25 protein-coding genes are annotated in these 21,782 nt (G+C 52.9%); all 25 read right to left on the bottom strand.

The window, feature by feature from the left end; all coding sequences use genetic code 11:
- Positions 1–189: hypothetical protein (locus tag BT142_RS16270; protein ID WP_139275813.1), on the bottom strand; the 189-nt coding region annotated here is incomplete at its 3' end.
- Between the two features lie 475 nt (positions 190–664).
- The gene (locus tag BT142_RS16265; protein ID WP_072419234.1) at positions 665–997 is read right to left on the bottom strand and encodes a NifB/NifX family molybdenum-iron cluster-binding protein; all 333 of its coding nucleotides are present in this window, start codon (positions 995–997) and stop codon (positions 665–667) included.
- Positions 998–1,049: 52 nt separating this feature from the next.
- Positions 1,050–2,390 carry a nitrogenase component 1 gene (locus tag BT142_RS16260; protein WP_072419233.1) on the bottom strand — a complete coding sequence of 447 codons (1,341 nt, stop codon included), beginning with the start codon at positions 2,388–2,390 and terminating at the stop codon, positions 1,050–1,052.
- 96 nt (positions 2,391–2,486) lie between these two features.
- Positions 2,487–3,953 (bottom strand): nitrogenase component 1, encoded by a 1,467-nt coding sequence (locus tag BT142_RS16255; RefSeq protein WP_072419232.1) that lies wholly within the window; start codon positions 3,951–3,953, stop codon positions 2,487–2,489.
- A gap of 102 nt (positions 3,954–4,055) precedes the next feature.
- Positions 4,056–4,913, bottom strand: a complete 858-nt coding sequence (gene nifH / locus BT142_RS16250; protein WP_072419231.1) for a nitrogenase iron protein — start codon at positions 4,911–4,913, stop codon at positions 4,056–4,058.
- Positions 4,914–4,951: 38 nt separating this feature from the next.
- Positions 4,952–5,833 carry a radical SAM protein gene (locus tag BT142_RS16245; protein WP_072419230.1) on the bottom strand — a complete coding sequence of 294 codons (882 nt, stop codon included), beginning with the start codon at positions 5,831–5,833 and terminating at the stop codon, positions 4,952–4,954.
- Positions 5,809–6,180 (bottom strand): NifB/NifX family molybdenum-iron cluster-binding protein, encoded by a 372-nt coding sequence (locus BT142_RS16240; protein WP_072419237.1) that lies wholly within the window; start codon positions 6,178–6,180, stop codon positions 5,809–5,811. The genes BT142_RS16245 and BT142_RS16240 overlap by 25 nt, the downstream gene beginning before the upstream one ends.
- 10 nt (positions 6,181–6,190) lie before the next feature.
- Entirely contained in the window at positions 6,191–7,099 is a 909-nt protein-coding gene (locus BT142_RS16235; RefSeq protein WP_072419229.1) for a PLP-dependent cysteine synthase family protein, read from the bottom strand.
- A 1-nt stretch (position 7,100) separates the two neighbouring features.
- A complete protein-coding gene (locus BT142_RS16230; RefSeq protein WP_072419228.1) occupies positions 7,101–8,258 on the bottom strand; it encodes a trans-sulfuration enzyme family protein in 1,158 nt (385 codons plus the stop codon).
- Between the two features lie 120 nt (positions 8,259–8,378).
- Positions 8,379–9,452, bottom strand: a complete 1,074-nt coding sequence (locus tag BT142_RS16225) for a LacI family DNA-binding transcriptional regulator (RefSeq protein ID WP_072419227.1) — start codon at positions 9,450–9,452, stop codon at positions 8,379–8,381.
- A gap of 215 nt (positions 9,453–9,667) precedes the next feature.
- Complete coding sequence (gene argF, locus BT142_RS16220) at positions 9,668–10,573, bottom strand: ornithine carbamoyltransferase (protein WP_072419226.1); 906 nt, start codon at positions 10,571–10,573, stop codon at positions 9,668–9,670.
- Between the two features lie 21 nt (positions 10,574–10,594).
- Entirely contained in the window at positions 10,595–11,773 is a 1,179-nt protein-coding gene (locus tag BT142_RS16215) for an aspartate aminotransferase family protein (protein ID WP_072419225.1), read from the bottom strand.
- Between the two features lie 80 nt (positions 11,774–11,853).
- Entirely contained in the window at positions 11,854–11,979 is a 126-nt protein-coding gene (locus BT142_RS19935; protein WP_278277336.1) for a hypothetical protein, read from the bottom strand.
- A 32-nt stretch (positions 11,980–12,011) separates the two neighbouring features.
- On the bottom strand, positions 12,012–12,134 hold the full coding sequence (locus BT142_RS19930) for a hypothetical protein (RefSeq protein ID WP_278277337.1): 123 nt from the start codon (positions 12,132–12,134) through the stop codon (positions 12,012–12,014).
- 19 nt (positions 12,135–12,153) lie between these two features.
- Positions 12,154–12,726: a hypothetical protein gene (locus BT142_RS16210; protein WP_072419224.1), complete on the bottom strand. Its 573-nt coding sequence runs from the start codon at positions 12,724–12,726 to the stop codon at positions 12,154–12,156.
- Between the two features lie 14 nt (positions 12,727–12,740).
- On the bottom strand, positions 12,741–13,598 hold the full coding sequence (gene argB, locus BT142_RS16205) for an acetylglutamate kinase (RefSeq protein WP_072419223.1): 858 nt from the start codon (positions 13,596–13,598) through the stop codon (positions 12,741–12,743).
- Between the two features lie 11 nt (positions 13,599–13,609).
- Positions 13,610–13,939, bottom strand: a complete 330-nt coding sequence (locus BT142_RS16200) for a putative quinol monooxygenase (protein WP_072419222.1) — start codon at positions 13,937–13,939, stop codon at positions 13,610–13,612.
- A gap of 9 nt (positions 13,940–13,948) precedes the next feature.
- Positions 13,949–14,794, bottom strand: coding sequence for a hypothetical protein (locus BT142_RS16195; protein ID WP_072419221.1), 846 nt, complete (start codon positions 14,792–14,794; stop codon positions 13,949–13,951).
- Complete coding sequence (argJ, locus tag BT142_RS16190) at positions 14,794–16,077, bottom strand: bifunctional glutamate N-acetyltransferase/amino-acid acetyltransferase ArgJ (RefSeq protein WP_072419220.1); 1,284 nt, start codon at positions 16,075–16,077, stop codon at positions 14,794–14,796. The genes BT142_RS16195 and argJ overlap by 1 nt, the downstream gene beginning before the upstream one ends.
- A gap of 65 nt (positions 16,078–16,142) precedes the next feature.
- Complete coding sequence (locus BT142_RS16185; protein ID WP_072419219.1) at positions 16,143–16,535, bottom strand: hypothetical protein; 393 nt, start codon at positions 16,533–16,535, stop codon at positions 16,143–16,145.
- 557 nt (positions 16,536–17,092) lie between these two features.
- On the bottom strand, positions 17,093–18,037 hold the full coding sequence (gene argC / locus BT142_RS16180) for an N-acetyl-gamma-glutamyl-phosphate reductase (RefSeq protein ID WP_072419218.1): 945 nt from the start codon (positions 18,035–18,037) through the stop codon (positions 17,093–17,095).
- 54 nt (positions 18,038–18,091) lie between these two features.
- On the bottom strand, positions 18,092–18,556 hold the full coding sequence (locus BT142_RS16175) for a hypothetical protein (protein ID WP_072419217.1): 465 nt from the start codon (positions 18,554–18,556) through the stop codon (positions 18,092–18,094).
- On the bottom strand, positions 18,543–19,928 hold the full coding sequence (gene argH / locus BT142_RS16170; RefSeq protein WP_072419216.1) for an argininosuccinate lyase: 1,386 nt from the start codon (positions 19,926–19,928) through the stop codon (positions 18,543–18,545). Before argH ends, BT142_RS16175 begins: the two co-directional genes overlap by 14 nt.
- Before the next feature lie 61 nt (positions 19,929–19,989).
- A complete protein-coding gene (locus BT142_RS16165) occupies positions 19,990–20,430 on the bottom strand; it encodes a pentapeptide repeat-containing protein (protein WP_072419215.1) in 441 nt (146 codons plus the stop codon).
- Positions 20,431–20,455: 25 nt separating this feature from the next.
- Entirely contained in the window at positions 20,456–21,682 is a 1,227-nt protein-coding gene (locus tag BT142_RS16160; RefSeq protein ID WP_072419214.1) for an argininosuccinate synthase, read from the bottom strand.
- Between the last annotated feature and the right edge of the window lie 100 nt (positions 21,683–21,782).

Here is a 21,782-nt window from a genome sequence, read left to right as displayed (position 1 = left end):
GTTCATGTAGCCGTAAATGAGTATTTTCATCATGATATCCTCGGGCACAGCGCCGTTCCACTTGCTCTGTATCGTGTAATCTTCTTTGGAATAGATCTCGTCTATCACATTGCCCAGTACTCTGACCGGTGAGCTTTCTTCGATGTAGATCTCATAATTTATGTTAAGACGTACTTGACAATTTCTCATTTTTATGGTACAATCCTTTCGTGGGTTATTTTTTTCGCAATTAAATTATACCACAAAACGAAGAGCTTAGCTATACCTTTCGGGGTTCGCTAAGCTCTTTTTCTTTCTTTTTGGGGTGCAACAGCCCCTTCCCCCAAACCCCCTCACTAAAACTTTTAATACTTTTTGGCTTTTGGGTGTTTCTTCATTAGTTTGTGCAGGTCGGGAAGTTTGTGATTCTATTTTTCAATAGTTCGACCCTTGCCAAAAAGACGTTCAAAAGCGTTTCACGCATCATTTGCGGTATTTTTCAGACGGTCTCTCTTGAAACGTCAAGAGCCTATCTACTAAAACACAACTATCGTCCAACATATTAAAAGTCTTTGGAAGGGGGTCTGGGGGAGAACCTTTCTTCAGAAAGGTTTCCCCCAGCAAAAACCCGCACTCAATGGAGTAAAAAAGCAAAGCCCGAAACGCGTCTCGGGCTTTGCTTTTTTCAGATTATTTTGTCTGCTATGAACTTTTGGAGTACTGCGTCGATGGGGCCGCTGACCTCGAATACGCGGACGTTTTTGGCTATGAGGTATGCAGCCGCGCCCTCGCCGATCTTCTGGACGAGGAGAGCGTCACAGTCGGATAGAAGTTCGATTATCTTATCGAAGCGAGTGGTATCGTGACCGAGGCTTTGCTGGCAGACCGCCACAGCGTCGCGGACTTCGAGAAACTTAAAGTCGGTATCGGTAAGTTCGTACACGCGGAAGAATTTTGCGTGACCGAAATGTTCGTTAACGGTAAAGCCGTCGCCTGTTGCAATAGCAACTTTAGCCATAGTATCATTCCTTTCAAAAAGAGCTGTCGGACGTGCGACAGCTCTTTGGTCATTATTTATATGTTGCGAGTGCCGTGTTGTAGATATCCTCGATGACCCTGAGTCCGCCCGTGTAGCCGACGTAATTTGTGGTCAGCACGATACGGTAAGGAGTCGGACAAGCGATGGAGAGGAAGTCCGCATTGATCTCTGCGGCGAGTTCCTTATCCCAGCCGCTGCCGAGGATAAGACCTCTGCCCTTGTGTTCGAGACCTCTGATAACGTCCTGCATAGCGCCTGCGTCGGGGTCGAAGTAAACGGGTATCTCACGCTTGTCGGAGGTAGCCTTGATGTCTGCCTCGATCTGTTCCTGATACTTCTTCGGAACGTTGTCCACGATGAACTGTTCCTTCGGAACGACGCCTGTCTCGTGAAGCAGGAATCTTGTCAGACCCACAACATAGCCCGAGTCGTGCAGGATATGTACGTAGGAGGGAAGTCCGTAGCGGAACTCCAGCAGGAAGGTCGCGAGGTTGTCGAGCTCTTCGTAGTAAGCCTTCTCCTCTTCCTCGATGAACTTTCTTGCCTTCTTTTCGTCGATCTCGGCGCCCTGTTCGAGAGCGAAATCAACAACGCCGTTCAGGAAGCGTGTGGTCTCGTTGGCGCCGATGGGCAGATAGCCGAACTTGAAGTAGGGCTGACCGTAGCGTCTCTCCAGATTCTTGACGATGGGCTCGCCGTACCAGGGGGAAACGAACACGTTGAAGTTAGCCTTCGGGATGGTCTGCCATTCCTTTACGCCGCCCGAATGGGGTCCGAAGAGGATGTTTACCTTGAGTCCGAGACCTTCAAGAAGTCTCTTGTATTCTTTGAGGTTGCCCTTCCAGAACTGATCCTGATAGGGGATGGATGCGATGACGTTTACGAGGTTCTTCTCGCTGCGTGCGGGGTTGTCGTCCTCGAAACGGCTGACATACTGGTCTATGATAGCGTTGACAACAGCCGAGTGGGAAACATAGTTGTTCGACTTGAAGCCCGAGGTCTCAACGTGAACGATGGGTCTGTCCTCTTCATAGAGGAACTCATCGGTAACGCTTGCAATGTCGTCACCCACGATGCCTGCTGTACAGCCCGTAACTACGACCTGCAAGTCGGTGTCAAGCACCTTGTAGGTGTTTTTGATGATGTTGCGCAGTCTGTCGGTGCCGCCGAAAACAACTTCCTTCTCGCTGAAATTGGTGCAGGGTGCGGTCTCGCCGCCTGCATAGCCCGACGAACGCTCGAAGAAGCCCTTTATCATTACTCCGCAGCCCGGACCCGAATGAAGTATCGGCACGGCGCGGGGGATAGCTACTACCGTCTGTAAAGCGCCTATCGCGCAGGTGTAGCGTTCCTGTTCAATTAATCCTGCCATAAGTATTTTCTCCTTATTATTTAACAGATAAAAGATGAGAAACAAGAGATCAAAGTATATTTCTTATTTTTTATTTCTTATATCCTATTTAAAAAGTTATTTTCCGAGGAAGGTGTAGGGCTCCTGTTCAAGCCACCACTTTGTGTAGGGGTTGGACGAATGCTGAGCCAGATTCTTTACGAACTCATCGTTCTCGATGGTCTCAAGGATGCGCTCGCCGTAGTTTACTAAGCCTTCGTAGCCCATTCCGAAATGCTCGTCGCCGATAAGCAGCGAGGGGATTCCGAGCTTAGCGCCCCACAGGGTCATGCCGCCGTGACGTGCAAGCAGGATGTCGGGCTTGATGCGGTTGAGCACGTTCACCAGCTCAAACTCCTGCTTGTTGCAGACGTTGTAGTTGGGAACATCGCCGTAATCCTCAACGGTGTGTCTTAATGTATCGGCACGCTCGTCCTCGTTATCGTATTCGGGGTCGTGGTGGAATATCGCAGCACCCTGCGGCTCCATGCCGAGCTCCTTGAGCAGAGCCAGCAGCGAGTGTCCGTGGGAAGCGCCTGCGGTAACGTAAGCGGTCTTGCCCTTGAGCTTCTCACGCAGAGCCTCTATCTTCGGCAGGTATTCTTCCTTCTTGCGTGCGAGGAACTCCTCGACTTCCTTCTCCTTGCCGATGATCTGACCGAGCTCTCTGAACCAGCGGTCGGTCTGTGCGATGCCGTAAGGGGGCGAATTGCGGATCTCGGGCACGCCGAAGGACTGCTCCAGTGCCGCGCCGAGATAGCTTCCGAGTGTCGAGCAAGCCTGAATGGTCAGTGCCGCCTCGCTCGAATAGCTCAGGCTGTCAACAGTCGCGAAGGGAGTGATGTAGTTGGGCTCGTAGCCGAACTCCGCGAACCACTCTCTGAAAATATCGCTGCCCCAGAAGTTGATGACATTGATGATGTTTCTCTTCTGTCTTGCGGGCTTGATGATCTTTCTTGCGATGCCGTGATAGCCTGCATCGAAGCCCGATGTCCACATCTTCGAGCGGAAGCCTTCGCAGAATACCGCAACAACGGGTATACCCAGCTCCTTCTCGGCGTTGTTGGTAACGCTCTCAACGTCGTCGCCGATGATACCTGCCGCGCAGGTGGTGATAACGAATATCGCCTTCGGCTTAGCACGCTTGTAGACCTCGTGGATAGCAGCGTCGAGCTTCTTGCCGCCGCCGTAGATGGTGTCCTTTTCTTCAAGGTTTGTGGAGAAGATCTTTCTCTGGGTGGGGTGTTCGAGCTGTCTGAGATAAGCGTTCACGCGGTAGGTGAAAGCGAACTCATGCAGGCAGGTAGAACATCCTACAGGACCGTGGGAGATGATCGCCGCATCCTGTATCAGCGTCAGTGTGCAGGCAGCGTTGGAAGTACCGCAGCCTAAGCACTGGCTGAAGGAGCGGTTCTTGTCTTTCAGCTTTCCGCAGCCCGAGCAGGCACTGACAAGCTCCTTAGCCGTGCCCTGAAAGCCCGTGATCGAACCGAGACGTATCTCACGTATCTCGACCTCAGGAATATCCAAATTTACTTTACTCATAATAAACTCCTCTTTATTAAAGAAATAAGAAATCAGAAATCAGATAGCAGAGATCAGAAAGCAGGAATTATATTTATTATTTCTTATTTCTGATTTCTTATCTCAGATGCGGTAGTCGTTCTCAATGTTCTCCATCAGACCGTACTCGAAAAGGATCTCTTCAAGTCTCTCCTGAGTCATCGGCTTCGGGATAACGAACATATCGTTCTGCTCGATCTTCTCTGCGAGTGCTCTGTACTCGTCAGCCTGTCTGGACTTCGGGAAGTGCTGGATAACGGTCTTCTTTCTGATCTCGGCACGCTGAACGTCGTTGTCACGCGGTACGAAGTGGATCATCTGAGTGCCCAGCTCCTTAGCGAATGCTCTTACGAGCTCTGCCTCACGGTCAACGTTACGGCTGTTGCAGATGATGCCGCCGAGACGAACGCCGCCCTGACGAGCGTATCTTGCGATACCCTTCGAGATGTTGTTAGCAGCGTAGAGAGCCATCATCTCGCCCGAAGCTACGATGTAGATCTCCTTAGCCTTGCCCTCACGGATAGGCATCGCGAAACCGCCGCAGACAACGTCGCCGAGTACGTCGTAAAATACATAGTCAAGATCCTCGGTGTAAGCACCAAGTCTCTCCAGCAGACCGATCGAGGTGATGATGCCGCGTCCTGCGCATCCTACACCCGGCTCAGGGCCGCCCGACTCAACGCACTTTGTGCCCAGGAAGCCTTCCTTGAGGATAGCGTCGAGCTCGATATCGTCTTCGCCCTGATCTCTAAGAGTGTCGAGAACGGTCTTCTGATGCAGACCGCCGAGAAGCAGTCTGGTGGAGTCTGCCTTAGGGTCGCAGCCTACTACCATTACATTGTTTCCGCGCTCAACAAGTCCTGCTGTCAGGTTCTGAGTAGTTGTGGACTTACCGATACCGCCCTTACCGTAGATAGCGATCTGTCTTAATTCCTTAGCCATTTTACTTTACCTCATTTCATGTATTAAAAAAATTTTGATCATCCGTGTGAGAATGTATCTTTTCTCGAAAGTCTTTGCAGGTCGATGTAGATCTGCTCGCCGTAGTCCTTGCCGCCGGGGATACCCACCGCGTCGGCGCGGCATCTCTGACAGTGTCTGAACACGTCGATGTACTTTGAAGCCTTGAGTATCACCCTTTCCAGCTCCATGCAGTCTGGTTCGCGGCAGTCCTTCAGCTTGTGATTCGGTATCAGAGGGATGATGTTGTATATCGAAGCACCTGCCTCTGCGACCGTTCTCGCAACTTCCTCGATGTGGTCGCCGTTTATCTCGGGAACGAACACCGTGTTGACTTTGAGTGTAACGCCTGCCTCGCTCACGAGCCTTATGCCTTTGAGCTGCTGCTCGATGAGTATCTTTGCGGCTTCGATGCCCGTGTAGTGTTTTCCGTGCCAAACGATGCCGTCATTGAGCTGCGCCTCTATCTTCGGGTCAACGGCGTTTACCGTGACCGTCAGCGAATCGACGCCGACGTCTATGATCTCCTGTGCCTTCTCGGCAAGCAGCAGACCGTTCGTACTCATGCACTTGACAAGGTCGGGGAACTCTTTCTTTATCAGTCGGAACGTCTCCAGCGCGTAGGGGCTTGCCAGCGTGTCGCCGGGACCCGCTATGCCCGCAACGTGTATCTCGGGACAGACTTCCAGAGCCCTGCGGATAGCATCTATCGCTTCCTCGGGGGTGATGACCGTTCTGCTGACGCCCGGACGCACCTCGTAGTTGTTGAAACTGCGCTCGCAGAAGCGGCATTCTATATTGCAGCTCGGACTTATCGGAAGATGGATTCGTCCGCTGCCGTTCTTCTCGCCTCTGGCAAAGCAGGGGTGTTTAGTTGTCAGTTCTTCGTATGAGATAGCCATTTATCCACCTCCCATTGTTTTTCTTCTATGAGCAGACATATCGCCTGCTCGGTGCCGAGCGCTATCTGATACACAGCTATGCCGTGTTCCGAGATGTATTTCCGCGCTCCGGGACCAACGCGCTGTGCAACTATCGCCGACACGTCAGAGAGCGTATCAAGTATCGCCGCAAAAGCGTCGATCTCATGATAGCCGCCGTGACACGCCCTGTTGACATCGCGGAAGCCCGTTATCTCACAGTCCTCGGTCTCGGTGTCGAGCTCTGCGATGTAGAACCGCTCGGCCGCTCCGAAATGACTGTCGATGCTTGCTCCGTCAGAGCTTGCAAGTGCAATCTTGTAGATCATTATATCACCGTTACCCAAAAAGTCCAGTGCTGAAATATCTGTCTCCTCTGTCGGGGAGGACCACCACGATATTTCCGCTTTCGAGGGTACGTGCGAGCTTTATTGCCGCCGCCATAGCAGCGCCCGAAGATGAACCCGCGATGATGCCCTCGTTCTTCGCGAGGTCGCGCACTGTGGAGAATGCTTCCTCATCGTTTATCTTGATGACCTTATCCACAAGTGTGATGTCCATAGTATCGGGAATGAAGTCGTTGCCGATGCCCTCAATGTTGTAGTCGAAATGTTCTCCTCCGCCGATGGTCGAGCCCTCGGGATCGGCAAGCACGCCCTGAACCTTCGGGTCGTGTTCCTTCAAGTATCTCACGATGCCCGAGTAGGTTCCGCCGCTGCCTGCGCCTGCGACCAGATGTGTCACCTTGCCGCCGATGTCCTTCCATATCTCTCTGCCCGTTCCTTCGTAGTGAGCGAGCGGATTGTTCGGGTTCTTGAACTGTTCGAGGGATATGGAATCGGGTATCGTCGCTTTCAGCTCTTCAGCCTTGCGTACAGCCCCGAGCATACCCTCGGCACGCGGAGTGTTTATGACCTCCGCACCGAGCGCTCTCATAAGAGCCTGCTTTTCTGCGGAGAATTTTGTGGGCACTGTGAATATCACCCTGTAGCCTCTTCCGAGTGCTGCGAACGCTATTCCCAGTCCCGTGTTTCCTGCGGTAGCCTCGATTATCGTACCGCCCTTTTTAAGTTTGCCCTCTTTCTCGGCTGCCTTGACCATATACTCACCGATGCGGTCTTTGACGCTTCCCGAGGGGTTATACATTTCCAGCTTTGCGTAGATATTGACGTTGGGGGAGACCCCCATATTTTTCAGTCTCACGAGCGGGGTGTGCCCGATGAGCCCGTGCATATTTTCATACAGCATTTTATTTTACCTCGCTTTTCTCGATCGCCTGTTCAATATCGGCGAGAATATCGTCTATGCTCTCGATACCGATCGAAAGTCTTATCAGCCCGTCGGTGATACCTACCTTGCGGCGGATATCTTCGGGGATGGAAGCGTGGGTCATGCTCGAAGGATGGCATACGAGCGATTCAACACCGCCAAGGCTCTCAGCCAGCGTCACCAGCTGCAAGCTCTCGAAGAACACGTTAATATCGTAGTTGTCCTTGAGCTCGAAGGAGATCATCACGCCGCCGTTCTTAGCCTGACGCTTGTTGACCTCGTAGCCCTTGTCGGTCGGAAGTCCCGGGTAGTGAACGCTCTTGACCGCGCTGTGTGTGCTGAGGTATTTCGCAGCGGCTTCGGCGTTTGCAACGTGTCTGTCGAGACGAACGCCCAGCGTCTTGATGCCGCGTATCAGCAGGAAGCTGTCGAACGGAGGAAGAACGCCGCCTGTCGAGTTCTGGATGAAAGCGATGCGCTCTGCAAGTTCCTTCGTCTTTACCACCGCGAGACCTGCAACGACGTCGCTGTGTCCGCCGAGATACTTGGTAGCCGAGTGTACCACGATGTCTGCACCCAGTTCAAGCGGTCTCTGGATGTACGGTGTCATGAAGGTGTTGTCCACGATCACGAGCAGTCCGTGCTTGTGAGCCGTTTCCGCCACCGCTCTGATGTCGGTAATGGTCATCAGCGGATTTGCGGGGCTCTCGATAAGTACCGCCTTGACATCGGGAGTGATATCCTTTTCAAAGGACTCGATGTTCTCGGTGTCCGAGATGGTGTAGTTGATATTGAAGTGGTTGAATATCTTGTCGAGCAGTCTGAATGTGCCGCCGTAAACGTTTGAGGAGATAAGCACTCTGTCTCCCGAGTTCAGCAGGCTCAGCACTGCGGTCTCTGCCGCAAGTCCGCTTGCGAAAGCGAAGCCTGCGTAGCCGCCTTCAAGTTCTGCGATGAGTGCTTCGAGAGCTTCTCTTGTGGGGTTGCCCGTTCTCGAATACTCATAGCCCCTCATCTTTCCGAGACCGTCCTGCTTGAAGGTCGAGGTCTGATATATCGGGACGTTCACCGCACCTGTGCGCTCGTCAATGGATATACCGCCGTGTATGAGGGCTGTTTCAATATTTTTATAACTCATGTTCATACTTCCTTTCATATTTCTCATATCTGCTTAGTATGATTTATGTCGTGACTATATTGTAACTCATATCCGTCGGTTTGTCAACAGTAAAATGTGATAACGTTATCACGGCGTGTCTCAGATGTAGTATTCGGGTTCTGTAAGCTCCCTGAAGGTGCGGCAGCTTTCACGAATAATGAGCGTTCCCTCGACTTCAAGCCGCGAAACTATCTTGTGACCGCCCTTTATGCGGTCAAGAAGCAGCATCAGAGCGAACTTTACCATCTCATTTTTCGGCAGTGCGATCGTTGTCAGCATCGGCTTGGTATACTGGGCGGCATCGATATCATCGCTGGAGATTATCGAGGGGATATATCCTCGCGCCCTTCGCTTGCCCATAGCCTTTATCATACCGACCGCCAAGATATCGTTCGCACAGTAGATGCCTGTAGGCGGGTCTGCCAGCGAACTGAAGTACTCCATCGCGGCGATACCGTTGGCCTCATTCGGCGTTGTGTCGTAGATGTAGTCGATATCGGGAGCAAGATGCTGGGTCGCCAGCGCCGCCTGATATCCCGTGAAACGCGATTCGTTGTGACAGTCGCCGACGTAGCCTATCTTCGTGTGTCCGAGCTTTGCAAGGTGCGCCACAGCGTTCTGTGCTATCCTGCCGCCGTCGCAAAGCACCTCATCCACCTCGTAGTTGGTCGAGTTGCGGTTGATGGACACGATGTTCTTTTCCCTTGTTTTGAGCTGTTTGAGCGCCCTGCCCGTGACCTTCCCGATAATGATAAGTCCGTCCGAGCGTCTCTCACTGTCCGAGTAGAGACTGTCAGTCAGCTTTTGCAGCTTGTCGGTCTGGTTGTATTTCTCGTCCGAGAATTCGGCGCAGTGCCACACGTTCCCGACGATACATCCGCTGTTACGCAGTTCTTTTTCGAGTATCATCAGCAGCTCGTCGTAGAAGGGGTCGGCAGCTTCCTTCGCGAACCTTGTCAGCAGGATGTTGATGTGGAAGATCCTGTCGTCGGTCTTGCCGCCCGCCCTCAGCGAGCGTGCGCTGGCGTTGGGGATGTAGCTTATCTCCCTTGCCGCTTCGAGGACCCTCTGTCTAACCTCTTCATTCGAGCATTTATGATTCGGGTCACTGAGTATCCTGCCGACTGTGGATACCGATACACCTGTCATTTTTGCGATCTGTTTCAGCGACATGATATCACCTCTCATATTGAATCTATATTTCATACATGAATACTATGTTTTACTTTGATGATTATACCACTGTATCTCCTATCTGTCAAGTAGGGAATTGTAAACTTTTTTTATCCGCTCAGCCCTCCTGACCCCCGAAAATACACAAAAAAAGCCCCCTCACGCACTTTTTTTGAGCGTCAGGGGGTAAAAATATTTTTTATAACGTTATCACTTTAGCCCATTACCTTGACCATAACAGCCTTCTGAGCGTGGAGACGGTTCTCAGCCTCGTCGAAGATCTCGTCAGCGTGAGCCTCGAATACCTTCTCGGTGATCTCCTCCTCACGGTGAGCGGGCAGGCAGTGCTGAACCATAGCGTCGGGCTTTGCAACAGCCATCACGTCGTCGTTGATCTGGTAGCCTGCGAATGCCTTCTTGCGCTTCTCGGTCTCAGCCTCTTCGCCCATGGAAGTCCACACGTCGGTGTAGAGCACATCTGCGTCCTTAGCGGCAGCCTTGATGTCGCTCGTCATGATGAACTTGTCGCCGTACTCCTTCGCGAATTCGAGTACCTTGGGATCGGGCTGATAGTCGTCGGGGCAGGCGATAGCAACAGTCATGCCTACCTTCAGGCCGCCAACGATCAGGGAGTTAGCCATATTGTTTCCGTCGCCGATGTAGCAGAGCTTCATACCGTCGAGTCTGCCCTTGTGCTCGCGGATGGTCATGAGGTCAGCAAGCACCTGACAGGGGTGGCAGAAATCGGTCAGACCGTTGATGATCGGGATAGAGCCGTAGCCTGCCAGATCTTCAACTTCCTTCTGCTCGAAGGTACGGATCATGATGCCGTCGAGGTAGCGGGAGAGCACGCGTGCGGTGTCCTGAACAGGCTCGCCGCGTCCGATCTGAAGGTCGCGGTTGGAGAGGAACAGAGCCTGACCTCCGAGCTGGTACATACCTGTCTCAAAGCTCACGCGTGTACGGGTCGAGGACTTCTGGAAGATCATGCCGAGGGTCTTGCCCTTGAGTATCTTGTGCTCGATGCCGTTCTTGTTCTCATACTTGAGCTGATCTGCGAGGTTGAGTATCTCGATGATCTCCTCTTTCGAGAGGTCTAAAAGTTTCAGTAAATGCTTCATATCCATTCATCCTTTCGGGGTTTATTTCAGTATTTCTGCGAGGATAGCCAGACCCTTGTCGATCTCCTCATAGGAGATGTTCAGCGGCGGCAGGAAACGCAGCTTATCCTTTGCGGTGAGTATCAGCAGACCGTTGTCAAGGCACTTCTTTGCGATGTCGTGTGCGTCGCCGCTTTTGAGCTGCACGCCGATCATCAGACCCATGCCGTCAACGTGGTCTACTGCGTCCATCTCGCCCAGCTTCTGCCAGAAGTAGTAGCCCTTCTGAACCACGCTGTCGAGGAAGCCGTCGGACAGCACCGTTTCGAGCACAGCGTTGCCGCCTGCGCAGGCGATGGGGTTTCCGCCGAAGGTGGAGCCGTGAGTTCCGGGAGTGAGAACGTTTGCGCACTTCTCGCCCGCAAGGCACACGCCTATCGGCACGCCGCCCGCAAGACCCTTCGCGAGGGTGGTGATGTCGGGTTTCACGCCGTACTGTTCGCTGGTGAGCAGGCTGCCTGTTCTGCCGACGCCCGTCTGGACTTCATCGCAGACGGTGAGGATGTCATCCTTAGCGCACTCCTCGAAAATAGCGTTGACGAACTCCTTGGTCAGCGACACAACGCCGCCCTCGCCCTGTATCAGCTCGAACATTACCGCGCAGACCTTGCCCTTGTTCTCCGCGAGGACTTTCTTCAGGTCGTCGATATCGTTGGCTTCGGCGTTCACAAAGCCGGGCAGGAACGGGAAGAAGTAGTTGTGGAACACGTCCTGCCCCGTCGCCGAGAGGGTGCCCATCGTTCTTCCGTGGAAGCTGTTTTTGAGCGTCACGATGATGTTGCGCTCAGCGTCCTTGCCGTACTTGTCGAAGCTGTACTTTCTTGCGATCTTGATAGCGCACTCGTTAGCCTCAGCGCCGCTGTTGCCGAAGAACATCTTTGAGTAGCCTGCCGCCTCACAGAGTCTCTTCGCGAAGTCCGCCTGCACCTTTGTGTAGTAGTAGTTGGAAGTGTGCTGGATGCTGTGAGCCTGGTCGCAGACCGCTTTTACCCACAGTTCGTTGCAGTAGCCCAGACTGTTGGTGCCGATGCCCGACCCGAAGTCGATGTATTCCTTGCCGTCCTCAGCGACCGCAGTCCGTCCCTCGCCCTTTTCGAGCACGAGGTCGTACCTGCCGTAGCTGCCCATGACGTGTTCGTTGAATTGTTCTATGGTGTTCATTTTACTTTTCCTTTCGTTACGTCATTATATAATAGTTATCCTTACCGATCTTCTCTTTGATGAAGTCCGAAAAACCGTTTTCATCTCCGACCGAAAAGCCGCCCTTTCTGACTTTCGTAGGCGTTGTCAATAGCCTTTCCGAGCTGTCTCAGCATAATGAACGGCACAGCCGCCGCAAACAGCAGACCTGCCGCCATAAGTATCATCTTGTGTATCAGCAGCGCCGCAAGTCCGCAGACTAAGCACAGCGCGGTAACACTGAATAAGACGGCTTTTGTGTGCGAAGGTACTTCTTCTGCATCTCGGCGTATTCCTGCCTGCCCGATGTGGTGGTCTTGTTGACGAATACCGCTTCTGCCATTAAAAAGCCCCCCTTGAGATCATTCTTCCCTGCCTATCGAAAAACCTTTTCCGCGCATAAACTGTGCGAATTCCGTCTCGCGGCTGCCGAAACCGTTCCTGCCTATCTGATATTTTTTCTTAGCCGTATAAACGTAGTAGCTGTAGCCGTTGGCAGTGATCTTTATTATATCGGAAAAAGCCGCCGATTCGCAGATGCCGTTATGCTCGGCTTTTATCCCGTTTTCGTCTATCGTGTATTTGTACATGACGCGGTCATCGTTTTTATCCGCGCCGATACCCTCGTTTTTGCCGTGCTTCATGCGCATATATACGGCGGCGGTCAGATAGCTCAGCGGCAGACTTATCGCAAAGGTCACGCCGAACGCCCAGCGCGGATAGCCGATCGTCTTCACGGAATCCGCGGTTTTTACCGCAAACGCACCGCTCATGTAAAACAGCAGATTTACCAAAACCATGAAGATAAAAAACGAAACAGCCCAGACAAGCTCTTTCTCCCTGACCTTTTTTGCTCTCGACCTACTGCTTTCGTGCATGACATCATATGCCGTCTGTCCGTTTTCGCGGACGAGTGTAGTGTTTTCAAATCTCATGCGGTGTATATCCTTCAGATAAACTGTGTACCTGCGCCCTCATTTGACAGCAGTTCGATGAGTATCGAGTGAGGTATCCTTCCGTCGATGATGGAAGTCCTCTTCACGCCGCGTCGTACAGCCTCAACGCAGCAGTCGATCTTCGGTATCATGCCGCCGCTGATTATGCCTGTCTTTTTAAGGTAAGGCACATCGCTGACGTTGACCGACGGTATAAGCGTGGACGGGTCGTCCTTGTTCTCCAGCAGACCTGCGATATCGGTCATGAGTATCAGCGTTTCGGCTCTGAGGCAGGAAGCGATGCGTGCCGCAGCCGTGTCCGCGTTGATGTTGTAGCAGGTGCCGTCGGCAGAGGTAGCGACTGTGGAGATTATCGGAACATAGCCGCAGTTGAGCGCGTCGATGATAGGCTTTGTGGAAACGCTTTTGATCTGTCCCACGTAACCGAGATCGACTTCGCCCTCAAGCTTTTCAGCCATGAGTATCTGACCGTCGATGCCGCACAGACCCAGCGCTCTTGCGCCGTGCAGCTGCAAAGCGCTGACCAGTTCCTTGTTGACCTTACCTGCGAGCACCATCTTCACGATGTCGATAGTCTCGCTGTCGGTGTATCTCAGACCGCCGATAAATTTCGACTCGACGCCGACTCTTTTGAGCATCGCGTTGATCTCGGGGCCGCCGCCGTGTACCAGCACGACTCTGATGCCGACTTCGGTCAGCAGCACGATGTCTTCCATAACGGCTTCTTTGAGCTCGGCATTGGTCATAGCGTTGCCGCCGTACTTGACGACTACCACCTTGTCGTGGTATTTCTGAATGTAAGGAAGCGCGTCAACGAGTATCTGCGAGCGCATATCATTAGCGATTTTCATATTTCTTTCCTCTATTTCCTTATAAATGCCATGTCCGGCTCGGGAATGCCGCTGTCGGATATGTATCTTTCGATCCGCATATGCAGATCGTATTTTTCCCTTAATTTAGAGATGGTCTCCATCATGGGAGAAGCGTGGTGCGCGTCGATGGCCGCCTGATCGCGCCAGCTGTCGATGAGCAGCACCGTTTCGGGGTCGTTCATCGGCGTGAAGTATTCGTACCTCAGATTCCCGTCCTCAGCGCGTATCCGTGCGGCGGTTCCCAAGCGTTCCATTTCCTCGGCAAATGCAGCAGCGCTGCCGTTTTTGCCCGTATAGTATATGTTCACCGTAATACTCATGTCATCATCTCATTTCATCAGCTGGAACCCAACCACACCGCAGGCGATCACGACACCGCCTATCTTGCTCATGAGGGGCAGACTGCGTTTTTTGTCCGTCAGCGCCGCGATGAACAGCGAAATAAGTATCAGCGGCTGGATGAAGCTGTAATTCGCGAGGCTGCGTGAAGCGGTGTAATTCTCGCCCAGCAGACCCAGCGCGTTTGGCAGTTTTGCCGCTGCGACTATCAGCACGCCCTTCATCCCTTCGGGGCGTGAGATCATGTCTTTCGCCTTTATCCGAGCGAAGGATATGAACATCAGCACCGTCAGCGCAAGTATCAGTGTGATATTGTTCGGAAGGATGTCCTTCGTGGTGCGCATAGTCAGTCCGTAGCCGAATTTTGCCAGCAGATACAGTACAAGGAACATCCATATCTCCCTGTAGTTTATCTCGCTCCTGTCAGCCCTCGCCACCAGTGCCAGTCCTGCGAGAGTGACCAATATGAACATGATACCGAACAGACTCGGCGCCGTGCCGTAGAACACCACATCGGTGAAATAGCTCATGAACAGCGTCAGCCCGACCCAGCCTTTCAGCTCGAAAGGGGTCATGCAAAAGAGTATCTTCGGCAGCACCGAGAACTCAACGTATTTGCACAGGGTTATGAGCGCGACAGGTAGCAGCGCCATCGGCGTAATGTGAACTTCGGCCTTCATAAAGGGCATCAGTATCAGCAGGAAAAATATCGTTCCCGCCGACATGATGAAACTCAGCTCAGCGCCTGTCAGCTTCGCCTTGCTCACCGCGTACTTGTCGTTGAACGCGCACAGTGTGTAGCAAGCCACCACAGAGAGCATGACCGCGAAGGTCATTATGTCCTGTAATCTCCGTTGATCTTTACGTAATCGTAGGTGAGGTCGCAGCCGTAAGCGGTAGCCTTGCCCTCGCCCTCGCCGACGCTTACCTCAACGAGTATCTCATCGGCAGCAAGCACCTTTGAAGCCTCTTCTTCCGAGAAGGGGATGCCTGCACCGTTCTCGCAGACGTGTACCATGCCGCCGTCGGAAATGAACTTCACGTCAACTTTGTTTATATCGAACTCCGCGTCCGCATAGCCTACCGCGCAGAGAACTCTTCCCCAGTTTGCGTCCTCGCCGAACATCGCAGCCTTGAGCAGCGACGAGCAGACAACGCTCTTTGCGATAACGATCGCGGTGTCGAGATCCTTCGCGCCCGAAACGGTGCATTCGAGCAGCTTGGTCGCGCCCTCGCCGTCCTTCGCGAGCATCCTTGTCATGTTCACCATAACGATGTAGAGCGCCTGCTTGAACGCCTCGAAATCCGCGCCCTCAGCGGTGATCTCGGTGTTTTCTGCCATGCCGTTCGCCATCAGTGCGACCATGTCGTTGGTGGACTGGTCGCCGTCAACGGACAGGCAGTTGTAGGTGATCTTCACGACTTCGGAAAGCGCCTTTTGCAGCATCTCAGCCGAGACCGCGCAGTCGGTGGTCACGAAGTTGAGGGTGGTCGCCATGTTCGGGTGGATCATGCCGCTGCCCTTAGCCATGCCGCCGAGATGACACTCCTTGCCGCCGACGGTGAACTTTACAGCGCACTGCTTCGGGAAGGTGTCGGTGGTCATGATCGCCAGCGCCGCCTCGTCGTTGCCGTCCCTTGTCAGCGACTTCGCCAGCGAAGGAACGTTCTTCTCGAACGGCTCGATCGGCAGTACCTGACCGATAACGCCCGTCGAAGCCACGATGACTTCCTGCGGCTTGCAGCTAAGATTTTCAGCCGCGAGCTCACACATCCTCATAGCCTTCTGCTCGCCGTCGGCGTTGCAGGTGTTGGCGTTCTTCGAGTTGACGATGACTGCCTTAGCCTTGCCGCCCGTAGCCGCAAGGTTCGCCTTCGTAACGAGTATCGGCGCACCCTTGACCTTGTTCTGGGTGTAGACCGCAGCCGCGTTGCACTCGGTCTCGGACACGATCATGCCGAGATCGTTTTTCATCTTGATCTTGGTGTCATTTCCGTCATGAGTCGGGGACTTCTTTATCCCCGCATAGCAGCCGCCTGCCTTGAAGCCTTCGGCTGCGCAGACTCCGCCGTCGATATAGGCGTAGCCTTCGTAATCCTTGAATGTAATGTTTTTCATTTTACCCTACTCCTATAGTACACAAAATTGTACACTTGTGCGATCCTGACAGACCGCTGACTCTCTTACTTGTAGAATGCGCCCTTCGTGATGGCGATACCAACGTTGTAGAAGCTCTTTACTTCGTCCTCTTCGCCGTTGCACAGACGTCTGTAAACCTTCACAACGGGGTTGAGCTTTACGCCCGAAGCCAGTTCGAGGTCGATCATGGGGACCTTGGCGCCTTTCCACTCCCAGCCTGCTTCCGCCATGCCGTTTTTCAGCATGGTCTCGCCGAGATAAAAACCGAATTCTACTGCGATGCTTCGCCGTCTTCGCTCCGAAAGCGGCGTTTCCTGCGACGCAGCTTCGAGCATCTTGTCGAGCCTGTCGATGCTCTCGGGGGTATAGTCAAGGTCGGTGTCGTACAGTTCTTTAGCTTCCTTGACCGCGATCTCGCATATACGCTTTATATTCATAATACACTTATCCTTTCGTTTATGTTTCCGAACAGTGCTTTCTTTCTATTTCTTTTCCGGTTGTGTATTGCTTGTCCTGCCTTCCCGGATCCTTTGTGTGAGTGCCGGTTTTATTTGGGGAGACCTTTTTGCTTGGGGGAGACCCTTTTGAAAAAGGGTCTTCCCCCAAACCCCCTCACTAAAACTTTTAATACTTTTTGGCTTGTGGGTGGTTCTTCCGCAGGTAGTATTAGGTGGGAAGATTGTGATTCTTTTTCTCGTTAGTGCGCTCTTGCCAAAAAGACGTTCAATGGTGGTTTACACTTCAATTGCGGATTTTGTAAGATGGTATCTCTTGAAATGTCAAGGAGCTATCTATCCGACCGCATCAAACGAATAACATATTAAAAGTCTTTGGAAGGGGGTCTGGGGGAGAACCTTTCTTCTAGCCGTGCGAAACTAAGGTGGACGTGCGAAGCTAAGGTGGACGTGCGAAGCTAAGGCGGGTTTCCCCCAGCTAAACCCGCACTCATGTAATCCCAGGGAGCACAGGATAAGCAAAACACAACCGGACGGGGTTAGATCAGACTTGTTGTTTCATCGAGTCCGAGCATGATGTTCATGTTCTGGACAGCCGCTCCCGAAGCGCCTTTGCCCAGGTTGTCGAGGCGCGAGCAGAGGAGTATCTGTTCGTCACTGCCGAACACGAAGAGCTGCATATCGTTGGTGCCTTCGAGGGTATTTGCAGCGAGGAAACCGTCGGGCAGGGTGTCCTTGCCGCCGAGCTCCATTACCTTAACGAATCTCTGACCCTCGTAGTGAGCAGAGAGTATCTCGTGGATATCGGCAGGTGAGTAGGCTTTTCCGAGTGCCCTTGTTACCAGCGGCACGCTCACCACCATACCTGCGTAGTAATCGTCAACGATGGGGTTGAACATCGGCTTGTATTTCAGACCGCACACCTTCTGCATCTCGGGCAGGTGCTTGTGGGACTGAGTAAGCGCGTACTGTCTTGGTGAGTACATTTCTTTGGACTTGTCCGCGCCTTCAAGCGCAGCGATCATCTTTTTTCCGCCGCCGCTGTAGCCCGAGACCGCGTGTGCGGTGAGCGGATAATCCTCAGGCAGGACTCCTGCCTTCATCAGCGGGTAAACAAGGCTGATGAAACCGCTCGCGTAGCATCCTGGGTTTGCGACCCTCTTCGACTTTGCGATAGCCTCACGGTGAGCCGCGCTCAGCTCGGGGAAACCGTAGTCCCAGGCGGGGTTGGTCCTGTGAGCGGTGGAAGCGTCGATGATGCGTACCTTGTCACCTGCAAGCGAAACAGCCTCGACAGCCGCCGCGTCGGGCAGACACAGGAAGGTAACGTCCGATGCGTTTATCGCCTCGCGTCTTGCCTCGGTGTCCTTGCGCATCTCGTCCGAGAGTGTGATGATCTCGATGTCGTCCCTCTTTCCGAGACGCTCGAATATTTGCAGACCCGTAGTGCCTGCGCTTCCGTCGATGAATACTTTAGTCTTCATTTTATATCATTTCTTTCGTATATAACTTATTTTACACCGGAGCTTTTCCCGTTGTCATTTTTTCTTTTTTCCGTTGTCGATGATGGATCTGTAGTTCCTCTCGCGTTCTTCCTCCGCGAGCTTTTTCGCGTGGTCAACTGCGTACTGTGCCTTGTAAGCGCCCTCATCCCTGAACACGTTCCCCAGCGCGAAACCGAAGAATCCGCACACAAGGTTCGTGACGATGAAGTCGGGGCTCAGCGATCTGAACCCGAACCCGAAATACAGCACCAGCACCGCCGCCCCCATATAGCAGGGAAGCCACGGATTCAGTCCGCCGCGTTTCGAGTAGATGAAGCTGACCGTAAGGGTGACAGCGGGGAGCAGCATCATCGCGTAGGCGATGTGCAGTATCAGCGAGCCGAGAACGTTATCGAACAGCAGTTTCAGTCCCACAACGGGAATGAGCCAGACTGCCAGATATATCAGCGCCCTCTGATACGACTTCAGCGGTTTATCGTCTGTTTTATCCGATCTCACCGAGCTTCTCCTTCAGATGAGCAAGCTGTACCTTTACCGCGTCGGGAGCAGGTCCGCCCTCGCTCTTTCTCTGCATAACGCAGGTCTCAAGGCTTATCGCGTCGTAAACGTCGGTATCGAAGGTGTCGCAGACCGCCTTGTACTCTTCGATGGGAAGAGTTTCGAGGGTCACGCCCTTTTCGATGCATACGTGAACGAGCGTGCCTGTCGCCTTGTAAGCGTCCCTGAACGGCATACCCTTCTTTACGAGGTAATCCGCGCAGTCGGTAGCGTTGATGAAGCCCTTAGCCGCCGCCGCTCTCATGTTCTCGGGGAGAACGCGCATGGTAGCGAGCATCGGGATGAACGTTCTGAGGCAGAGCTTAACGGTGTCCACCGCGTCGAAGACAGCTTCCTTGTCCTCCTGCATATCCTTGTTGTATGCGAGGGGGATGCCCTTCATCATGGTGAGCAGGGTGTTGAGGTCGCCGTAAACGCGTCCCGTCTTGCCTCTGATAAGCTCGGTAACGTCGGGGTTTTTCTTCTGGGGCATGATGGACGAACCTGTAGCGTAAGCGTCGTCGAGCTCAACGAACTTGAACTCCCACGAGCACCACATGATTATCTCTTCCGAGAATCTCGAAAGGTGCATCATGAGGATGGATATCGCCGAAGCCAGCTCGATGCAGAAATCTCTGTCCGAAACGCCGTCGAGGGAATTTTCGCACACGCCGTCGAAACCGAGAAGTTCAGCTGTTCTCTGTCTGTCGATTGGGTAGGTCGTGCCTGCCAGCGCACAGCTTCCGAGAGGATTGTAGTTCATTCTCTTTGCCGTGTCGTCCAGTCTGCCGAGGTCGCGCATGAGCATCTGCGCGTAAGCAAGTACATGGTGAGCAAAAGTTATCGGCTGAGCCCTCTGCATATGAGTATAGCCCGGCATAACCGTTTCAAGGTTGCCTTCTGCAAGGGTGAGTATAGTCCCGATAAGCTCCTTTGTGAGCGCCTTTATCTCGCTGACTTCATCTCTGAGGTGGAGTCTGATGTCGAGTGCCACCTGATCGTTTCTCGAACGGGAGGTGTGAAGTCTCTTGCCCGTGTCGCCGAGACGCTTGGTAAGCTCGCTCTCGTTGAACATATGGATATCCTCAGCGGTCGGGTCGAATTCGAGCGCACCGCTTTCGATGTCTGCCAGTATGCCTTTGAGACCCTCGATTATCTTCTCGCTCTCGCTCTTGTCGATGATACCGCACTCGCCGAGCATGGTAGCATGAGCTATCGAGCCTTCGATATCGCTCTTATACATTCTCGAATCGAACTTGATCGAGGAGTTGAAATCGTTGACTCTCTCGTCTATCTGCTTTGTGAAGCGTCCTGCCCACATCATGTTTGCCATAATTTTTTCTCCTGTCAGAAAAACGCTAAGCGGCGGAAGTGCGTCCCCCGCCGCAGCGCAATTATTCTTTATCGCTCTTATGCTGTTCCAGCAGTTTTGCGATGTCTATCCCGTTGATCTTCATGCCGTCGATCTTGCAGTCGTTTATCTCGACGTTTGAAAGGTCGCAGTGAACGAACTGCGAGTTTTTCAGATCGGGGTTCTTGAATTCAACGTTGTTCATTATCGAACATCCGAAGCGCGAACCCGAAAGATTCACGCCGAGAAAGCCCGTGTTCACCATGTAGATGTCGGTGAACTTGCCGTTTTTCAGACTCACGTCGTTGAACTGTGTGTCGTCCATATTCACGTCGTTGAATACCGAGCGTTTCAGGCTTACGTTATTGAAACTTGCCCCTCCGAGGTTAACGTCCTCGAAGGTCGAATTAGGGAGGCTGTCATATGAGATCTCGACCTTTTTCTCCAGTGCAGGCTCGAAAATACCGTCATTCTTATCAGCCATATCAGCACCTCCTTGTGCGGAAAGCTCAGTTGCCGCGCTTCTGTTCGAGCTTGGCTCTTACCTTTATCGGCAGACCGAACAGATTGATGAATCCTGCGGAATCTGCCTGGTTGTATACGTTATCCTCGTCGAAGGTCGCTACCTCTTCATCGTACAGAGTGTACGGCGAAGTAACGCCTGCGTTGATGATGTTGCCCTTGTAGAGCTTGAGCTTAACGTCGCCGGTAACAGTCTTCTGGGTCTCGGTAACAAATGCGCTCATAGCCTCACGGAGGGGAGTGTACCACTGACCGTTGTAAACAACGTCTGCGAACTTGATGGAGAGGTACTGCTTGATGCGTGCGGTCTCCTTGTCGAGGGTGATGGTCTCAAGAACGTCGTGAGCGTGATAGAGGATAGTTCCGCCGGGAGTCTCATAAACGCCGCGGCTCTTCATGCCTACGAGTCTGTTCTCTACGAGGTCTGCGAGACCGATGCCGTTAGCGCCGCCCAGCTCGTTGAGCTTAGCTACGAGTGCGGGACCGTCCAGCTCAACGCCGTCAACGGAAGTGGGGATACCCTTCTCGAAGTGGATGGTAACGTAAGTGGGCTTGTCGGGAGCCTGGATCGGGGAAACGCCCAGCTCAAGGAAGCCCGGCTTCTCGTACTGCGGCTCGTTTGCGGGATCCTCAAGGTCGAGACCCTCGTGCGAGAGGTGCCACAGGTTCTTATCCTTCGAGTAGTTGGTCTCTCTGTTTATCTTCAGAGGAATGTTGTGAGCCTCAGCGTACTCGATCTCCTGCTCACGGCTCTTGAGATCCCAGATCCTCCAGGGAGCGATGATCTCCATATCGGGAGCGTATCTCTTGATAGCGAGCTCGAATCTTACCTGGTCGTTGCCCTTGCCTGTGCAGCCGTGGCAGATAGCGTCAGCGCCCTCAGCGATAGCGATCTCGGCGATCCTCTTAGCGATGATCGGACGAGCGAAGGAAGTGCCGAGCAGGTATCTGTTCTCGTAAACAGCGCCTGCCTGAACGGTAGGATAAACGTACTCCTCGATGAACTCCTTCTTGAGGTCCTCGATGTAGAGCTTGGAAGCGCCTGTCTTGATAGCCTTTTCCTCAAGACCGTCGAGCTCGGTGCCCTGTCCTACGTCGCCCGAAACAGCGATTACTTCGCAGTTATTGTAATTCTCCTTGAGCCACGGAATGATGATAGATGTATCAAGTCCGCCCGAATATGCCAAAACAACCTTTTTGATCTCCTTAGCCATTGGTGATTCCTCCAGTAAACAAGTAATAAGTTTTGCAGATAATGCGTTTATATAAACTATTATACACCGTTTTTTCGGTTTGTCAACCCTTTTTGCACAA

The sequence above is a fragment of the Ruminococcus sp. YE71 genome (assembly GCF_900119155.1).
In the GTDB taxonomy this organism is placed as follows: domain Bacteria; phylum Bacillota; class Clostridia; order Oscillospirales; family Ruminococcaceae; genus YE71.
Note: the sequence above shows the minus strand (reverse complement) of the source record. Positions and strands in the feature narration are given on the sequence as shown.